The sequence below is a fragment of the Brevundimonas mediterranea genome (assembly GCF_011064825.1).
Taxonomy (GTDB): Bacteria; Pseudomonadota; Alphaproteobacteria; order Caulobacterales; family Caulobacteraceae; genus Brevundimonas; species Brevundimonas mediterranea_A.
In genome coordinates this window covers 2773378-2789809 of sequence record NZ_CP048751.1, presented here as the reverse complement: position 1 = coordinate 2789809, position 16432 = coordinate 2773378, and the positions used below count along the sequence as shown (strand labels likewise).

Sequence of the window (16432 nt, the reverse complement as noted above, 5' to 3'; positions counted from 1 at the left end):
TATTCGAGCCATGGCCGAGGATTTCTACGTCAAGGCGATCTGGGATCCCGAGGCCGAAGTCTGGTTCAGCGACTCCAACATCGTTGGCCTCGTGATCCAAACCGCGACGCTGACCGAGTTCGAAGTGCTGGCCCGGCATTTCGCCGCAGAGCTTCTGGCCGAGAATATGAACGTTATCGGCGACACCCTCATTAGGTTCGAGGCTGCAGCACATTTCACAGTCGCGGCTCTTCCCTTCCCTCTCCCAGCGGGAGAGGGCTTGAGCGCCCGAGAGCGCAGCGATCGGTCTTGCGCGAAAGGGTGAGGGGTATGGGTGCGAACTCGCCCACCGACAGGCCCTCATCCGGCCCTGCGGGCCACCTTCCCCCCATGGGAGAAGGAAGCGGCTCTGAACCCCGCTTGCCCGGCGGCCTCGACCTCTCTAGTTTCCCCCGCCTTCCCTAGGGGCGGTTTTCCCGCCTGCAGTTCCCGGACGCCTTTATGGCCACGCACTATCTCGACTTCGAAAAGCCGATCGCCGATCTGGAAGCCAAGATCGAGGAACTGTCGGCCCTGTCCGAGACCTCCGGCGGTTTCGACGCCGAGGTCGCGGGCCTGCGCAAGAAGGCGGAACAGCTGCGCAAGAAGACCTACGCCGGTCTCGATCCCTGGATGAAGACCCAGGTGGCGCGCCATCCGCAGCGGCCGCATTTCATCGACTATGTCGAGAGCCTGTTCACCGACTGGAACGAGCTGCACGGCGACCGCAAGTTCGGCGACGACCAGGCCATACTGGGCGGCCTGGCCCGGTTCCGCGGTCGGCCCGTCGTCATCATGGGCCAGGAAAAGGGCCACGACACCGCCACCCGCATCACCCACAATTTCGGCATGGCCCGGCCCGAAGGCTATCGCAAGGCCGTGCGCCTGATGGACTTGGCCGAACAGTTCGGCCTGCCGGTGCTCAGCTTCATCGACACCGCCGGCGCCTATCCGGGCCTGGGCGCCGAGGAGCGCGGCCAGGCCGAGGCCATCGCCCGTTCGACCGAACGCTGCCTGACCCTGGGCGTCCCCTCCATCGCCACCATCGCGGGCGAAGGCGGCTCGGGCGGGGCCATCGCCATCGCCGCCGCCAGCCGCGTGCTGATGCTGGAACATTCGATCTATTCGGTCATCTCGCCCGAAGGCGCGGCCGGCATCCTGTGGCGCGACGGCGCCCGGGCGCGCGACGCGGCCATGGCCATGAAGATCACCGGCCCGGACCTGCTGGCGCTCAAGATCGTGGACCGGCTGATCGATGAACCCGTCGGCGGCGCCCACACCGACCGCGCCGCCGCCATGGCCAACGTCGGCGACGTCCTGGCCGAGGAGCTGAAGGCCTTCGAAGGCCTGTCGCCCCAGCAGATCCGCAAACAGCGCGCCGACCGCTTCTACGCCATCGGGGCGCTTTGACCGAACGGCGTTAACCCCGAATCCATGAAATCAGGCGAAGCTCTCCCCTGACCGGGGCGAAATCTGACCAATCATGGCGACACAGGGCGATTCTCTTCGAGAAAGCGCGGTTTTCAACCTCAGCGGCGCCATCACCATGGTCGTCGATGATTCGCCCTTCTCCCTGACCCTGACGGCGGGCGCCCTGGCCGGTTTCGGCATTCGCCCCGCCTTCACGGTCGGCAGAGGCGCCGAGGCGCGCCGCATTCTTCAGGAGAAGCCGGTCGATCTGCTGTTGGTCGATACCGACATGCCGGACATCGACGGTTTCGAACTGGTGCGCTGGCTGCGTCGGTCAGGGCCCAACCCCAACGCCTTCACGCCCGTGATCATGACCGCCAGCCATATTCGGCGCGGACGCGTCACCGAAGCGCGCGACTGCGGCGCCAATTTCGTCGTCACCAAGCCGTTCAGCGCCGCCATGCTGCTGGAGCGCATCCTGTGGGTCGCGCGCGACAGCCGGCCCTTCCTCGAGGTCGGGGACTATCTGGGACCGGATCGCCGGTTCCGGCACGACGACTATGACGGCGAAGAACGGCGGGCCGACATGATCCGCAAGAAGACCATGGAGTTCGCATGACAGTCATCACCCATGTCCAGCGCAAATCCCGTCTCGCGGAGATGGTGGATCGTCCCGGCGGCGTCAGCGTGGGGGTCGCCCTGGCCCAGGCCAAGGCCAATCTGGACGGGCTGAAGGACCAGGCCCTGGCCATCATATCCGAGAACATCGGCGCCCTGCTGGCGCCCCCGACGCCGGACATCCCCGAAGCCCTGCGTCTGGACAGCGCCTACGCCGCCTCCAGCCAGGTCATCGACGCCGCCAGCCCCTTCGCCCTGGACGACCTGTGCACGGCGGCCAAGGGTCTGTGCGATCTGCTGGACGCCGCGCCGCGCCAGGGCGGGTTCGACTGGCGCATCGCCACGGTCCACGCCCAGGCGATGAAACTGCTGCTCAGCCTGACCCCGGACGCCCCCGGCACGGCCGAGGCTCGCATCGCCATCATGGCCAATCTGAGCGAAGTCCTGAAACGCAAACTGCCGATGTCGCCTCAGTCCCCGGCCTGAGCCGCCTTGCCCGCCCGTGTCTGCTTGCGCCACAGGGCGGCGTATTCCCCGCCCAGCCGCGCCACCAGCTCATGGTGCGCGCCCCGCTCGACGATCCGCCCGGCCTTCAGCACCAGGATCTGATCGGCGTCGGCCACGGTCGACAGCCGGTGCGCCACCACCAGGGTGGTCCGCCCCTGGCTGACCCGGCGCAGGGTCTTCTGGATCGCCGCCTCGGTGCGGCTGTCCAGGGCGCTGGTCGCCTCGTCCAGGATCAGGATGCAGGGATCGGCCAGCAGGGCGCGGGCGATGCCCACCCTCTGGCGTTCTCCGCCCGACAGTTTCAGCCCCCGCTCCCCGACCCGGGTCTCCATCCCGTCGGGCAGACCCTGGATGAAGTCGGACAGTTCCGCCGCCGCCGCCGCCGCCCATACCTGGGCCGCATCGGCGTCCGGCCGGGCGAAGGCGATATTGGCGTAGAGGCTGTCGTTGAACAGGGCCACGTCCTGCGGCACCAGGGCCACCGCCGCCCGCAACGAGGCCTGGGTCACCGTCCGCGCGTCATGCCCGTCGATCAGGACCCGCCCCTCCTGCGGATCCAGCAGCCGCAGCGCCAGTTTGACGATGGTGGACTTGCCCGCTCCCGACGGCCCCACCAGGGCCGTGGTCGTGCCCGGCGCGGCGACGAAGCTGACGTCCTCCAGCCCGCTGGTCCGGGCGTCGTGGCGATAGCCGACCTGCTGGAACTCCACCGAGGCCCCGCGCGCATCGACCGGTCGCGGCAAAGGGACGGCGTCGGCCGCATCCGCCACCTGGGGCGTCAGCCGCGTCACCTTCAGCATCTCCTCCATGTCGATGAAGGACTGGCGGATTTCCCGATAGGCGAAGCCCAGGATGTTCAGCGGCGCATACAGCGAGATCATGATCAGCACCGCCGCCGTCACATCCCCTGGCCCCATCCGCCCGGCGGCCGCCTCGAACCCGGCCATCACCGCCATGACGCCCAGACCCAGGTTCATGATCAGGGCCTGGATGCCGTTCAGCAGGGCCAGCGAACTGTTGGCCTTCAGCGACGCCTGGGCGTAGTCGCCCAGGGCCCGGTCATAGGTCTGGGCCGCCCGGCTCTCGGCCCCGAACGACTTGACCGTCTCATAGTTCAGCAGGGCGTCGACCGAGACGCCGGCCGCCTCTGAATCGGCGGCGTTCATGACCCGGCGATGTTCCAGCCGCCAGTTGGACAGGGCGAAGGTCGCGATCGTGTAGACCACCACCACCGCCACCGCGACCGCCGCGAACCGCCAGTCGTACTTGCCGCCCAGCACCGCCGCCGCCAGCGCTAGCTCCACCCCGGTCGGAACCAGGTTGAAGGCCAGGATGCGCAACAGGAAATCCACCGCCCGCGAGCCGCGATCCATGGTCCGCGACAGGGCGCCCGAGCGTTTGGTCTGGTGGAAATCCAGCGACAGGCTCAGCGCATGGGCGAACACCTCGGCCGCCGTCTTTCTCTGCGCCGCGGACCGGACCGGGGCGAACACCACGTCCGACACCTGGGGCGCCACCGACGACAGGAAGCGCACTATGGCCCAGCCCACGGCGAAGGCTGCAAAACCCCAGCCGACCGCCACGGCCGCCCCCTGCCCCGCCGCCAGCCGATTGACCGCCGCACCCAGCATCAGGGGCGCCAGCACCCCCAGCGCCTTGCCCGCCAGCGTCAGACCGACGGCCGAGACCAGCCGCACCCGCAGCTGCGGCGCGCCCGACCGGCCCACCAGCCGCACCAGGTCCGCCAACGCCTGCAGCGTCGGGGGACCCTCTGTCTTTTCCTGCATGCTCCCCGCCTGTTGCGCCTTGACCATAGGGTCGCGCCGGCCGCCGGAGCGCTCTCCGCGCATCGCCATGATCCGCATATGGACAGACTATGCGACCGGGGAAAGGCCGCACGCGCGACAAGGGCTCAGTTCAGGCCCGCGATCGCCTCGATCAGTTCGTCCACGGCCTCTGCCTGGGTCGCCCAGGAACAGACGAACCGCACCGATCCGTCGTCGAACCGATAACAGGCCCAGCCCAGGGCGTTCAGCCTCTGGTGCGCCTCGGCCGGCATTCGCACGAACATCGTATTGGCCTCGACCGGATGGGCCAGGACATAGGGCGAGCGGGTCGCCACCCCCGCCGCCAGCCGTTTCGCCATCAGATTGGCGTGGGCGCCGCCCGATTCCCAGTCGCCGCTTTCCAGCAGGCCCAGCATCGGCCCGGCCAGCAGCCGCGCCTTGGACGCCACCTGCCCCGCCTGTTTCAGCCGGTTGTCCAGCCGCCGCGCCAGGCTCTTGTCGAACAGGACCAGGGCCTCGACGCAGTTCGCCCCTGCCTTGGCCCCGCCGAACACCAGCACATCCACGCCCAGGCGCGGAATATCCTTCAGGTCGAACCCGGCCGCGACGGCGTTGGCCAGACGCGCCCCGTCCATATGAACGCCGTATCCCCTGGCCTTCACCGGCTCGATCAGATGGCGCAGTTCTTCCTCGGTATAGACCGCGCCGTACTCGGTCGCCTGGGTCAGGGACAGGGCCGCCGGCGGCTGGCGATGGCCGACCTCGGGCTCGGCCAGTTGCGCCTTCAGCGCCAGCGGATCGATCCGCCCCGAAAACCCCGGCAGGCCGATCAGGCCGACGCCCTGGCCGAAGAAGCCCGGCGCCCCCGTCTCGTCGGTGCAGACATGGGCGGCGTTGTGCGCCAGCACCGCCTCGAACGGAAAGGCCAGCATCGACAGGGCGATGGCGTTGGCCGCCGTGCCGCTGAAGACGAACCGGATCTCGGCGTCGGCGTCCAGCCGTTGGCGGATCTGATCGGCGGCCCGCGCCGTGATCTCGTCTGAACCATAGGACCGGGCGTATCCGGCGTTGGCCCGCGCCAGACCTTCGACGGCGCTCGGCGCCATGCCGGCGGTGTTGTCGGATCCGAAATCGTATCGCATCAGCGCGTCTTCACCTTCACGTCATGCCCGCCGTCTTCTACCGTCCGTACACGGACGACCGGCATGACATCTTCATCGCCATAGGGCACGGCGACCTGATGCGGGAAGGGAATTTCGATCCCGGCGGCGTCCAGCGCCTCCTTGCCGCCCTGCATCAGATCGGCCTGGGTCTGCCACCAGTCCTCGACCTTGACCCAGGCGTGCAGGGTCACCTGCACCGCACTGTCCAGCAGTCCCGTCACCCCGGTCCACGGATGCGGGTCGTCCAGCACCTTCTCGTGCGCCGCCGCCATGTCGGCCAGGACGCAACGCGCCTTGTTCAGGTCGTCGCCATAGCCCACGCCGAAATTGATCTCGATCCGCCGCGTCTGCTGACCGGTCAGATTGGTCAGGGGATCGCTCAGAACCTTGGAATTGGGAATGACGATCTTGTGGTTGTTGGCGTTCGACAACTGGGTCGTGAACAGGTCCAGCCGCTGCACCGTGCCGGCCATGCCGCCGACGTCCACCACGTCGCCGACACGATAGGGTCTCAGCACCAGCAGCATGATGCCCGAGGCCACGTTCGACAGGGTCCCCTGCAGGGCCAGGCCCACGGCCAGCGACGCCGCCCCCAGCACCGCGATGATCGAGGTGGTCTGCACCCCCAGCCGCTGCAGCACGGCGATCATGCCGATGATGAACACCACCACCCGCACGACCTGAACGGCGAAGCTCAGCACGGTCTGGTCGTGCCGGAAGGCGCCGACCCGCGACAGGGCGTTGCGCGCCAGCCGGGCCGACCATTTGGCCGCGATCACCGTCGCCGCAAAAATCAGGGCGGCGATCGTCAGATTGATGGCGAAATCACCGGCCATGTCGGTGATCTTGGCGATCATGACGGTATCGACCGCCACGGCCTGACGCCCGGCGGCGACGGCTTCGGCTATAGGGGAGGCATTCGACATAAGGGGGGTCTAACGTCTCGATCTCCGAATGGAAGCCCGCTCAAGGCAATTTCACCACGACGCCGACGCGACACGCCCCCTCCGTCACGGCGCTCTGCGCCGCGCCACCTCCCCCAAGGGGGGAGGAATGCGAACACCGAAATCCTCCCCCCCTGGGGGAGGTGGATCGCCGGCGAAGCCGGCGAGACGGAGGGGGCCCGAACGGCCCCAACTGTCACAATGACGCTGGTCTCACTCCAATGATTCCAACCCCTTGTCAGTTTCTCGCCCCGACTTTCCCGCCAGGGCTCCGGGCGAAGGCCCGGCGCCCCGCCCAGCCCTCCGCTTCCAAAGGGCCTCCAACTCCGCCGCGAAAACGGCGGAGGCGCCGTCGTTCGCCGCTCGCCTTATTTGCTCTCTGGCGCCAGGATCGCTACATCCGCCCAAACCTCCCAATCCGACGAAACCCGAAGGGCGAAACCGCACCTCATGGCGCAGCAATATATTTTCCAGATGCAGGGTCTGACCAAGACCTTCCCCGGCGGCCGCAAGATCTTCGAGAACATCTGGCTCAGCTTCTACAACGACGCCAAGATCGGCGTCGTCGGCGTCAACGGCTCGGGTAAATCCACCCTGCTGAAGATCATGGCCGGCCTGGACAACGAGTTCACCGGCGAGGCCCGCGCCGCCGACGGCATCAAACGCGGCTATCTGGAGCAGGAGCCCCAGCTCGACCCCGCCCTGAACGTGCGCGAGAACGTCGAGGCCTGGTGCGAAGAGAAGCAGTGGGTCAACCGGTTCAACGCCGTCGCCGCCGAACTGGGCGAGAACTACACCGACGAGCTGATGGAGGAGATGACCGCCCTCCAGGAGAAGATCGACGCCGGCGACGTCTGGGACATCGACAGCCGTATCGAAATGGCCATGGGCGCCCTGCGCTGCCCGCCCGACGACTGGGAGGTCGCCAACCTGTCCGGCGGTGAGAAGCGCCGCGTGGCCCTGGCCCGCCTGCTGCTGTCCAAGCCCGACATGCTGCTGCTCGACGAACCGACCAACCACCTGGACGCCGAATCCGTCGCCTGGCTGCAGCACCACCTGGAAAACTTCCCCGGCTGCGTCATCCTGGTGACCCACGACCGCTACTTCCTGGACCTCGTCACCAAGTGGACGCTGGAGCTGGACCGCGGCAAGGGCCACCCGCACGAGGGCAACTATTCCTCGTGGCTGGAAGCCAAGACCAAGCGCGTCATTCAGGAACAGTCCGAATCCGAAGCCCGCCAGCGCGCCCTCACCCGCGAACTGGAATGGGTCCGTTCCGGCGCCAAGGCCCGTCAGGCCAAGTCCAAGGCCCGTCTGGCCGCCTATGAGCGGATGGTCGACGAGCAGGAATCGATGCGCGGCGCCCAGACCCACGCCCACATCCAGATCCCGCCCGGGCCGCGCCTGGGCAATGTCGTGCTGGAAGTCGAAGGCCTAGCCAAGACCTATGGCGACAAGACCCTGTTCGACAACCTGACCTTCAAGCTTCCGCCCAACGGCATCGTCGGCGTCATCGGCCCCAACGGCGCCGGCAAGTCGACCATGTTCAAGCTGATCACCGGTCAGGAAACCCCCGACGGCGGCACGATCAAGGTCGGCGAGACGGTCAAGCTGGCCTATGTCGACCAGTCGCGCGACGACCTGAAACCGGACGAGACCATCTGGCAGGCCATCTCCGGCGGCACCGATGTGATGATGGTCGGCAAGCGCGAGATCAACACCCGCGCCTATGTCGGCAGCTTCAACTTCAAGGGCGGCGACCAGCAGAAGAAGGTCGGCCAGCTGTCGGGCGGTGAGCGCAACCGCGTCCACCTGGCCAAGACCCTGGCCTCGGGCGGCAATCTGATCCTGCTCGACGAACCGACCAACGACCTGGACATCGAAACCCTGCAGAACCTCGAAGAGGCACTGGAAGAGTTCGCCGGCTGCGCCGTGGTCATCTCCCACGACCGCTGGTTCCTGGACCGTCTGGCCACCCACATCCTCGCCTTCGAAGGCGACGGCCACGTCGAATGGTTCGAGGGGAACTTCGAAGCCTACGAACAGGACAAGATGCGCCGCCTGGGCGCCGACAGCATCATCCCCAAACGTATCCAGCACCAGAAGTTCGGGCGCTGATCGCCTGATCCCAACAGAGGAGCCGCTGCATGACCCAACGCCCCGCCGTTCTCATCATGCAGCGGCATCTCGCCCCGCTCTCGCCGATCCTCGAGAGCGCCTATGATGTCTACCGCTTCTGGGAAGGCCCGCCGATCGAGGCCGCCCATGACATCCGCGCCCTGGTCGTCGCCGGCGAGGCGCCGCTGGACAAGGCGCTGATCGAACAACTCCCCGCCCTCGACCTGATCGCCTGTTTCACCTCGGGCTACGACGGGATCGACGTCGACTGGTGCCGTGAACGCGGCCTGCCGGTCACCCACGCGCCCGGCGTCAATCACGAGGATGTCGCCGACCACGCCCTGGGCCTGATCCTGGCCGCCCGCCGCCAGATCGTCTCGGGCGACCGTCAGGTCCGGTCCGGCGACTGGACCGCCGAGACCCGCACCCTCACCCCTTCCGTCCGGGGCCAGAAGGTCGGCGTCGTCGGCCTGGGCGCCATCGGCAAGGCCGTCGCCGCTCGCTGCGCGCCCTTCCGAATGGAGGTGGCGTGGTGGGGCCCCCGCCCCCGCGACGCCGAATGGCCCCGGGCAGAATCTCTGCTCAGCCTTGCGAAACAGAGCGACATCCTCGTGGTCGCCTGCAAGGCCGACGAAACCAACCGCGGCTTGATCTCGCGCGAGGTGCTTGAGGCGCTCGGCCCCGACGGCCTGCTGATCAATGTCTCGCGGGGCCAGGTGATCGACGAGGACGCCCTGATCGCCGCGCTGAAATCCGGCGCCCTGGGCCAAGCCGCCCTTGATGTTTTCGCAGAGGAGCCGACCGACCCGAACCGTTGGGCCGACGTACCCAATATGGTCCTGACGCCTCATACCGCCGGCGCCACGACAGCCGGCGTTCAGGGCATGCTGATGCTGCTGATGCAGAACCTTCAGGCGCATTTCGCCGGGGAACCGCTGAAAACGCCCGTCCTCTAGGCGGTTTTTACTTGCATAATCATATAAGGATATCCTTATATGATCTCATGAGCCTTACCGCCGACCAGACTGTCGAAGCCCTGCGCGCCGCCGGCGAGCCGACCCGTCTGCGCATCCTGTCGCTGCTGGCCGGCGAGGAGCTTTCGGTCATGGAGATGTCGCGCATCCTCGACCAGAGCCAGCCGCGCGTCTCACGCCATCTGAAACTGATGACCGACGCCGGCCTGATCGAACGATTCCCCGACGGCGCCCGCGTCTATTATCGCCTGTCCCACGACGCCCACGCCCGCCGGTTGATCGACACTGTTCTGGACATCCTGGCCGACGACGCCGGGGAGGCGGACCATCGTCGCCTGGACGAGGTTCGCAAGGATCGCGAACAGGCGGCTGAAAGCTATTTCGAACAGATCGCCCCGCAATGGGACCGTCTTCGCTCCCTCTATGTCAGCGAAGCCGCCGTCGAGGCCGCCCTGGAAAAGGCCGTCGGCCCTGGCCCGTTCAAGCGGGTCGTCGATCTGGGCACCGGCTCCGGCCGCATGCTGACCCTGTTCGGCAAGAAGGCCAAGATGTCGGTCGGGCTGGATCTGAGCCAGAACATGCTCAACATCGCCCGCGCCAATGTCTCCAAGGCCGGGCTGAACAAGGTCGAACTGCGTCATGGCGACATCTTCGCCACGCGCCTGCCCGCCGGCAGCGCCGATCTGGTGATCGTGCATCAGGTGCTGCACTATCTGGCCGACCCCTTCGCCGCCGTGGCCGAGGCCGCGCGCCTGGTCTGCCCCGGCGGTCGGCTGGTGATCGTCGATTTCGCGCCCCATGATTTCGAACATATGCGCGAGGCGCATCAGCATCGCCGCCTGGGCTTCGCCGACCGCGAAATCAACGGCTGGCTGACCGACAGCGGTCTGACGCCCTCCCCGCCGATCGCCCTGCCGCCCGACAATGAGGGCCTGACCGTGACGATCTGGACGGCGGAACGTCCCGTCAACGCATCCTTGGCCCAGGCCAGAAAGACCGCATGATGGCCGCGTCCTCCACCAATCTCGCCGAAGCCCGCGCCCTGCTGCTGTCGCCGTTGGGTCCGGTCGCCCGCGCCGGCTCGAACCACGACGCCGTTCGCGTCTCCTTCGAATTCTTCCCGCCCAAGACCGACGAGGCCGAAGCCAATCTGTGGACGGCGATCCGCCGCCTTGAGCCGCTGAATCCGGCCTTCGTCTCCGTCACCTATGGGGCCGGCGGCTCGACCCGCGAACGCACCCACCGCACCGTCCAGCGCATCATCGCCGAGACCTCGCTGCGTCCCGCCGCCCACCTGACCTGCGTCGAGGCCAGCCGCGACGAGGTCGACGAGGTCATCGCCGGCTACAAGACCATCGGCGTCGATCACATCGTGGCCCTGCGCGGCGACCCACCCGGCGGCGGCGGCATCGGCGGCGTCTATCAACCCCGCGCCGACGGCTACGCCAACGCCACCGAACTGACCGCCGCCATCAGCCGCGTCGGCGGTTTCGACGTCACGGTCGGCGCCTATCCCGAAAAACACCCCGAAAGCCCCTCCATCGACCACGACATCGATGTGCTGAAGGCCAAGGTGGACGCCGGCGCGACCCGCGCGGTCAGCCAGTTCTTCTTCGACATCGACGCCTTCCTGCGCTTCCGCGACCGGGTGCGGGCTGCGGGCGTGACCATTCCGCTGATCCCCGGCGTCATGCCCGTGTCCAACTTCGCCGGACTGACCCGCATGTGCGGCGCCTGCGGGACCAGCATCCCCGACTGGCTGAAGGCTCACTTCGACGGACTGGACGACGATCCCGAAACCCGCCGACTGCTCGCCGCCTCCGTCGCCGCCGAAACCTGCGCCCGCCTGCACGAAGAAGGCTTCTCCGACTTCCACTTCTACACCCTGAACCGCGCCGATCTGGTCTATGCGATCTGCCGCGTGCTGGGCGTGCGTGAACAGAAGGCAGCCGCCTGATGACCTCTCCCCTCACCCGCGCCGAACGCATCGCCGCCCTGCATGCGGCGGCCAAGGAACGCATCCTCGTTCTCGACGGGAGCTGGGGCGTGATGATCCAGCGTCGGGGCCTGTCCGAAGCCGACTTCCGCGCCGACCGGTTCGTCGCCGCCAACGGCTATGACGAGGCGCAGCAGATGAAGGGGAACAACGACATCCTCTGCATCACCCGCCCGGACATCATCTCGGACCTGCACGACCAGTATTACGCCGCCGGCGCCGACATCTCCGAGACCAACACCTTCTCCGGCACCACCATCGCCCAGGAGGACTACGCCCTGGACGCCCAGGCGGTGTGGGACATCAATCTGGAAGGCGCCAAACTGGCCCGCGCCGCCGCCGACCGCTGGACGGAAAAGGAGCCGCACAAGCCGCGCTTCGCCGCCGGCTCCATCGGCCCGCTGAACAAGATGCTGTCGATGTCGTCCGACGTGAACGACCCCGGCGCCCGCAGCGTGACCTTCGACCAGGTCCATGAGGCCTATCGCCATCAGGTGAAGGCGCTTAACGAGGGCGGGGTCGATCTCTATCTGATCGAGACCATCACCGACACGCTGAACTGCAAGGCCGCGATCAAGGCCATCAAGGACCTGGAGGACGAGGGCATGGACGCCCTGCCCATCTGGATCAGCGGCACCATCACCGACCGTTCGGGCCGCACCCTGTCGGGCCAGACGGCCGAGGCCTTCTGGAACAGCGTCCGTCACGCCAAGCCCTTCGCCATCGGCTTCAACTGCGCCCTGGGCGCCGACCTGATGCGGCCCTTCATCGCCGAACTCAGCCGCGTAGCCGACACCCTGGTCGCCGCCTACCCCAACGCCGGCCTGCCCAACGCCATGGGCCAGTACGACGAGGAGCCGCACGAGACCGCCCACTTCATCGAGGAATGGGCCGCCTCCGGCCTGGTCAACATCGTCGGCGGCTGCTGCGGCACCACGCCGGACCACATCAAGCATGTCGCCGAAGAGGTCGCGCCGCTGAAGCCGCGCGCCATCCCGGAACGCCCGGTGGCCTTGCGGCTCTCGGGGCTAGAGCCCTTCGAGATGGTGGCGTGATGAAGGTGGAGATTTCTCGAGAGGATTTCGAAGCGTTTTCTGACGAACTCGAAAAGTTTGTTTCCAGCCTGGATACTGGTTTTCGAGCACGCTTTCGTCGCTCCCATGATGCAATCCTCATCTGGACCAACCCAGTCGACCGTAGACACCCCCGACTTGAAGTAAGCGCATCCGAGACGGACTTATCGTTTTCTCTTGGCAGCGCGGGTGAAGATGAAATTCCGATGACTTCCGCCAACGCCCGCTGGGTACTGGCCGTCTTGGACGCCTGCCGTGATGGCCGGGTTCGATATGTAACGATGAAGTCGAGCTTAATGCCTGCCTTTGCAGTGATGTTGACGACGAGGGGCCTGAACGAATTCTCCTGGATCGGACAAGGCGAGACAGGACAACGGTTGATCAAGGCGGGGCCACGAAAAGTGCATTCCTATCCCATCACAGGCTGGCAGGAAGCACTCGCCTGATGCGCCCCACCTTCATCAACGTCGGCGAACGGACCAACGTCACCGGCTCGGCCAAATTCCGCAAGCTGGTGGTCGAGGGCGACTATTCCGCCGCGCTCGACGTCGCCCGCCAGCAGGTCGAGGCCGGCGCCCAGGTCATCGACATCAACATGGACGAGGGCTTGCTGGACGGCGCCGTCGCCATGCGGACCTTCCTCAACCTGATCGCGGCCGAGCCCGACATCGCCCGTGTGCCGGTGATGATCGACAGCTCCAAATGGGAGGTGATCGAGGCGGGCCTGAAGTGCGTCCAGGGCAAGCCCATCGTCAACTCGATCAGCATGAAGGAGGGCGAGCAAGCCTTCCGCGATCATGCGATCAAATGCCTGCGCTACGGCGCCGCCGTCGTGGTCATGGCCTTCGACGAGGTGGGCCAGGCCGACACGGCCGCCCGCAAGATCGAGATCTGCACCCGCGCCTACAACATCCTGGTCAACGAGGTCGGCTTCCCGCCCGAGGACATCATCTTCGACCCCAATATCTTCGCCGTGGCGACGGGGATTGAGGAGCACGACAACTACGCCGTCGACTTCATCGAGGCGGTCAAGGTCATCAAGGGTGCCCTGCCCTACGCCCGCATCTCGGGCGGCGTGTCGAACGTCTCGTTCAGCTTCCGCGGCAACGAGCCGGTGCGCCGGGCGATCCACAGCGTCTTCCTGTATCACGCCATCGCGGCCGGAATGGACATGGGCATCGTCAACGCCGGCGACCTGCCGGTCTATGACGACATCGACCCCGAGCTGCGCGAGGCGGTCGAGGACGTGATCCTGAACCGCCCCCAGCGGACCAATGTCTCGAACACCGAGCGGCTGGTCGACATGGCCCCTCGCTACAAGGGCGAGAAGGGTCAGGCCCGCGTCGTCGATCTGAAATGGCGCGACCAGCCGGTCGGCAAGCGGATCGAACACGCCCTGGTCAACGGCATCACCGAGTTCATCGAGGCCGACACCGAAGAAGCCCGCCTGGGCGTCGAACGTCCGCTGCACGTCATCGAAGGTCCGCTGATGGACGGGATGAACGTGGTCGGCGACCTGTTTGGCTCGGGCAAGATGTTCCTGCCCCAGGTGGTCAAGTCCGCCCGGGTGATGAAACAGGCCGTCGCCTGGCTGGAACCCTTCATGGAGGCCGAGAAGGCCGGCAAGCCGCGCGAACAGGCGGGCCGGATCCTGATGGCCACGGTCAAGGGCGACGTCCACGACATCGGCAAGAACATCGTCGGCGTCGTGCTGCAATGTAACAACTACGAGGTCATCGACCTGGGCGTCATGGTCCCGGCCGACCGGATCCTGGACGCCGCCGTCGAGCACAAGGTGGACATCATCGGCCTGTCCGGCCTGATCACCCCGTCGCTGGACGAGATGGTCTTCGTCGGCGCCGAGATGGAACGGCGCGGCTTCGACATCCCCCTGCTGATCGGCGGCGCCACCACCAGCCGCACCCATACGGCGGTCAAGATCGAACCCGCCTATCGCCGCGGCTCGACCACCTATGTCGTCGATGCTTCGCGCGCCGTCAGCGTCGTCTCGGGCCTGCTGTCCAAGACCGAGCGGGCCAAGAACGAGGCCGCCACCCGCGACGAATACATCCGCATCCGCGAGCAGTATGCGCGCGGCCAGGAGGTCAAGGCCCGCGCCACCCTGGCCCAGGCGCGCGAGAACCGCTTCCGCATCGACCCGACCCAGCCCATGCCCGGCAAGCCGTCCTTCATCGGCGTGAAGGCCTTCGACGCCTGGGACCTGAAGGACCTCGCCGACCACATCGACTGGACCCCCTTCTTCGCCAGTTGGGAGCTGATCGGCCGCTATCCGCTGATCCTGGAGGACGAGATCGTCGGCGAGGCTGCGCGCGACCTGTTCGAGGACGCCAAGCTCATGCTGAAGCGGGTCATCGACGAGAAATGGTTCACGGCCAAGGGCGTGGTCGGTTTCTGGCCCGCCCGCGCCGACGGCGACGACGTCATCGTCTTCGCCGATGAGAGCAGGGACGCCGAGATCGCCCGGTTCCACACCCTGCGCCAACAGATCAAGAAGTCGAACGGCAAGCCGAACCTGGCCCTGTCCGACTTCATCGCCGAAGAGGGCGAGGACTATATCGGCGCCTTCGCCGTCACCGCCGGCCATGGCGAGCTGGAGATCGCCAAACGGTTCAAGGACGCCGGCGACGACTATTCCGCCATCCTCGCCACCGCCCTGGCCGACCGCCTGGCCGAGGCCTTCGCCGAGCGGCTGCACAAGGAAGTCCGCACCCAGCTCTGGGGCTATGCCGCCGACGAGGCGACCGACATCGACGACCTGATCACTGAACAATATCAGGGCATCCGCCCCGCCCCCGGCTATCCGGCCCAGCCCGACCACACGGAAAAGGCCACCCTGTTCCGCCTGCTTCAGGCCGAGGCCAACGCCGGCATGGCCCTGACCGAAAGCTTCGCCATGACGCCCCCCGCCTCGGTCTCGGGCCTCTATTTCGGCCATTCGGGCAGTCACTATTTCGGCGTCGGCAAGATCGACCGCGATCAGGTCGAAGACTACGCTCGCCGCAAGGGCTGGGACGTCGCGACCTGCGAACGCTGGCTGGCCCCCATCCTCAACTACGATCCCTACGCCGCCAAACGCGAAACGGCGGCCTGACCCGAAGCTCAGGCCGCCGTTCCATAGTCCATCATCCGCCGATCAGTTGGCGGGCGCCGGCGCCTCAAGCCCGACTTCGGCGGGGGTCGCCGGCGGGGTCGTGATGTTGTTCCGAATACGCCGCGCCGCATGCTCGCAACGCCCCGGCAGACCGTAAAACAGCCCAAACGACTGACTCCGCGCCGCTTCGTCCTCGCTGGCCAACAGGGGCGCCCATTGAGCCTTCACAGCCGCCGCCGCCTGCTGCGCAGCGGCCTTCGCCGCCGCCGTCTGGCGCGGCTCCGCCGCCGCTAGAGCGCTGCGGAAGTCCTGCTCCTCCAGCCGCCCCAACCGCACCAGTTCGACGTCCTCGGGCGCACGGTCCGTCAGGGTCTCGCCCAGATCCGCATGGCCTGTGACCAGCGCATCGCACCAGGCCACCAGCGGATAATCCTGCGTCGGCGCGCCGCGCGGCAGCGGATTGGCATAGGCGATGGCCTCGCGCACCTTCAGGGCGTCAACCGTTTCAGCGCCTCGATTTCCAGTGATGATCGGCCCGTCCTGATCTTGAGCGAAGGCGGTATTCGATAACGACAGGGTCGCCGCAATCGCGGCGGCGGCAAATTTCAGCATGGTATTCCAGTTGCGAGGGCGCTGGCGCGCGAGTGGTATGCCCAACGCTCCACGGCTAAAATGGCGCCAGTGGGGCGCACAAAAAAGGGCGGCGAACCGA

At 66.9% G+C, this 16432-nt stretch carries 15 protein-coding genes; 11 read left to right on the top strand and 4 right to left on the bottom strand.

Annotated features, from left to right (window positions below):
• Positions 1–10 precede the first annotated feature (10 nt).
• From GYM46_RS13730 to GYM46_RS13715, 4 genes are all read left to right on the top strand, one after another.
• Positions 11–304 carry a DUF1902 domain-containing protein gene (locus tag GYM46_RS13730; protein WP_008259650.1) on the top strand — a complete coding sequence of 98 codons (294 nt, stop codon included), beginning with the start codon at positions 11–13 and terminating at the stop codon, positions 302–304.
• Positions 305–480: 176 nt separating this feature from the next.
• Complete coding sequence (locus GYM46_RS13725) at positions 481–1428, top strand: acetyl-CoA carboxylase carboxyltransferase subunit alpha (protein ID WP_008263509.1); 948 nt, start codon at positions 481–483, stop codon at positions 1426–1428.
• A gap of 136 nt (positions 1429–1564) precedes the next feature.
• Positions 1565–2047 carry a response regulator gene (locus GYM46_RS13720; RefSeq protein ID WP_230307721.1) on the top strand — a complete coding sequence of 161 codons (483 nt, stop codon included), beginning with the start codon at positions 1565–1567 and terminating at the stop codon, positions 2045–2047.
• Complete coding sequence (locus tag GYM46_RS13715) at positions 2044–2532, top strand: hypothetical protein (protein ID WP_040349675.1); 489 nt, start codon at positions 2044–2046, stop codon at positions 2530–2532. The genes GYM46_RS13720 and GYM46_RS13715 overlap by 4 nt, the downstream gene beginning before the upstream one ends.
• On the opposite strand, the gene GYM46_RS13710 is transcribed toward GYM46_RS13715, so the two are convergent.
• From GYM46_RS13710 to GYM46_RS13700, 3 genes are all read right to left on the bottom strand, one after another.
• On the bottom strand, positions 2517–4340 hold the full coding sequence (locus tag GYM46_RS13710; RefSeq protein WP_232216246.1) for an ABCB family ABC transporter ATP-binding protein/permease: 1824 nt from the start codon (positions 4338–4340) through the stop codon (positions 2517–2519). The two genes, GYM46_RS13715 and GYM46_RS13710, sit on opposite strands and share 16 nt — an antisense overlap.
• A 125-nt stretch (positions 4341–4465) precedes the next feature.
• A complete protein-coding gene (locus GYM46_RS13705) occupies positions 4466–5482 on the bottom strand; it encodes a threonine aldolase family protein (protein ID WP_008260021.1) in 1017 nt (338 codons plus the stop codon).
• Positions 5482–6429, bottom strand: a complete 948-nt coding sequence (locus GYM46_RS13700) for a mechanosensitive ion channel family protein (protein WP_008259530.1) — start codon at positions 6427–6429, stop codon at positions 5482–5484. The genes GYM46_RS13705 and GYM46_RS13700 overlap by 1 nt, the downstream gene beginning before the upstream one ends.
• Positions 6430–6897: 468 nt before the next feature.
• Here GYM46_RS13700 and ettA point away from each other — a divergent pair, with 468 nt between their 5' ends.
• Genes ettA through metH form a run of 7 tightly spaced genes read left to right on the top strand, consistent with a single transcriptional unit; the run spans position 6898 to position 15720 of the window.
• Positions 6898–8565, top strand: a complete 1668-nt coding sequence (gene ettA / locus GYM46_RS13695; protein WP_035308847.1) for an energy-dependent translational throttle protein EttA — start codon at positions 6898–6900, stop codon at positions 8563–8565.
• Positions 8566–8594: 29 nt separating this feature from the next.
• Positions 8595–9521: a 2-hydroxyacid dehydrogenase gene (locus tag GYM46_RS13690; protein WP_008260277.1), complete on the top strand. Its 927-nt coding sequence runs from the start codon at positions 8595–8597 to the stop codon at positions 9519–9521.
• 47 nt (positions 9522–9568) lie between these two features.
• Positions 9569–10543: an ArsR/SmtB family transcription factor gene (locus tag GYM46_RS13685; RefSeq protein WP_008264168.1), complete on the top strand. Its 975-nt coding sequence runs from the start codon at positions 9569–9571 to the stop codon at positions 10541–10543.
• Positions 10543–11496 (top strand): methylenetetrahydrofolate reductase [NAD(P)H], encoded by a 954-nt coding sequence (gene metF, locus GYM46_RS13680; protein ID WP_040350142.1) that lies wholly within the window; start codon positions 10543–10545, stop codon positions 11494–11496. Before GYM46_RS13685 ends, metF begins: the two co-directional genes overlap by 1 nt.
• Entirely contained in the window at positions 11496–12590 is a 1095-nt protein-coding gene (locus tag GYM46_RS13675) for a homocysteine S-methyltransferase family protein (RefSeq protein ID WP_008262470.1), read from the top strand. Before metF ends, GYM46_RS13675 begins: the two co-directional genes overlap by 1 nt.
• Positions 12590–13054: a hypothetical protein gene (locus tag GYM46_RS13670; RefSeq protein ID WP_155988135.1), complete on the top strand. Its 465-nt coding sequence runs from the start codon at positions 12590–12592 to the stop codon at positions 13052–13054. Before GYM46_RS13675 ends, GYM46_RS13670 begins: the two co-directional genes overlap by 1 nt.
• Entirely contained in the window at positions 13054–15720 is a 2667-nt protein-coding gene (gene metH / locus GYM46_RS13665; protein WP_008264160.1) for a methionine synthase, read from the top strand. Before GYM46_RS13670 ends, metH begins: the two co-directional genes overlap by 1 nt.
• Positions 15721–15762: 42 nt before the next feature.
• Here metH and GYM46_RS13660 read toward each other — a convergent pair whose 3' ends face one another.
• Positions 15763–16332: a hypothetical protein gene (locus GYM46_RS13660; protein ID WP_008258839.1), complete on the bottom strand. Its 570-nt coding sequence runs from the start codon at positions 16330–16332 to the stop codon at positions 15763–15765.
• Positions 16333–16432 lie beyond the last annotated feature (100 nt).

Bases quoted from the DNA above. Each gene is read 5' to 3' on its own strand.
- GYM46_RS13730 (WP_008259650.1), top strand. From the start codon at position 11: ATGGCCGAGGATTTCTACGTCAAGGCGATCTGGGATCCCGAGGCCGAA.
- GYM46_RS13725 (WP_008263509.1), top strand. From the start codon at position 481: ATGGCCACGCACTATCTCGACTTCGAAAAGCCGATCGCCGATCTGGAA.
- GYM46_RS13720 (WP_230307721.1), top strand. From the start codon at position 1,565: ATGGTCGTCGATGATTCGCCCTTCTCCCTGACCCTGACGGCGGGCGCC.
- GYM46_RS13715 (WP_040349675.1), top strand. From the start codon at position 2,044: ATGACAGTCATCACCCATGTCCAGCGCAAATCCCGTCTCGCGGAGATG.
- GYM46_RS13710 (WP_232216246.1), bottom strand. From the start codon at position 4,340: ATGCAGGAAAAGACAGAGGGTCCCCCGACGCTGCAGGCGTTGGCGGAC.
- GYM46_RS13705 (WP_008260021.1), bottom strand. From the start codon at position 5,482: ATGCGATACGATTTCGGATCCGACAACACCGCCGGCATGGCGCCGAGC.
- GYM46_RS13700 (WP_008259530.1), bottom strand. From the start codon at position 6,429: ATGTCGAATGCCTCCCCTATAGCCGAAGCCGTCGCCGCCGGGCGTCAG.
- ettA (WP_035308847.1), top strand. From the start codon at position 6,898: ATGGCGCAGCAATATATTTTCCAGATGCAGGGTCTGACCAAGACCTTC.
- GYM46_RS13690 (WP_008260277.1), top strand. From the start codon at position 8,595: ATGACCCAACGCCCCGCCGTTCTCATCATGCAGCGGCATCTCGCCCCG.
- GYM46_RS13685 (WP_008264168.1), top strand. From the start codon at position 9,569: ATGAGCCTTACCGCCGACCAGACTGTCGAAGCCCTGCGCGCCGCCGGC.
- metF (WP_040350142.1), top strand. From the start codon at position 10,543: ATGGCCGCGTCCTCCACCAATCTCGCCGAAGCCCGCGCCCTGCTGCTG.
- GYM46_RS13675 (WP_008262470.1), top strand. From the start codon at position 11,496: ATGACCTCTCCCCTCACCCGCGCCGAACGCATCGCCGCCCTGCATGCG.
- GYM46_RS13670 (WP_155988135.1), top strand. From the start codon at position 12,590: ATGAAGGTGGAGATTTCTCGAGAGGATTTCGAAGCGTTTTCTGACGAA.
- metH (WP_008264160.1), top strand. From the start codon at position 13,054: ATGCGCCCCACCTTCATCAACGTCGGCGAACGGACCAACGTCACCGGC.
- GYM46_RS13660 (WP_008258839.1), bottom strand. From the start codon at position 16,332: ATGCTGAAATTTGCCGCCGCCGCGATTGCGGCGACCCTGTCGTTATCG.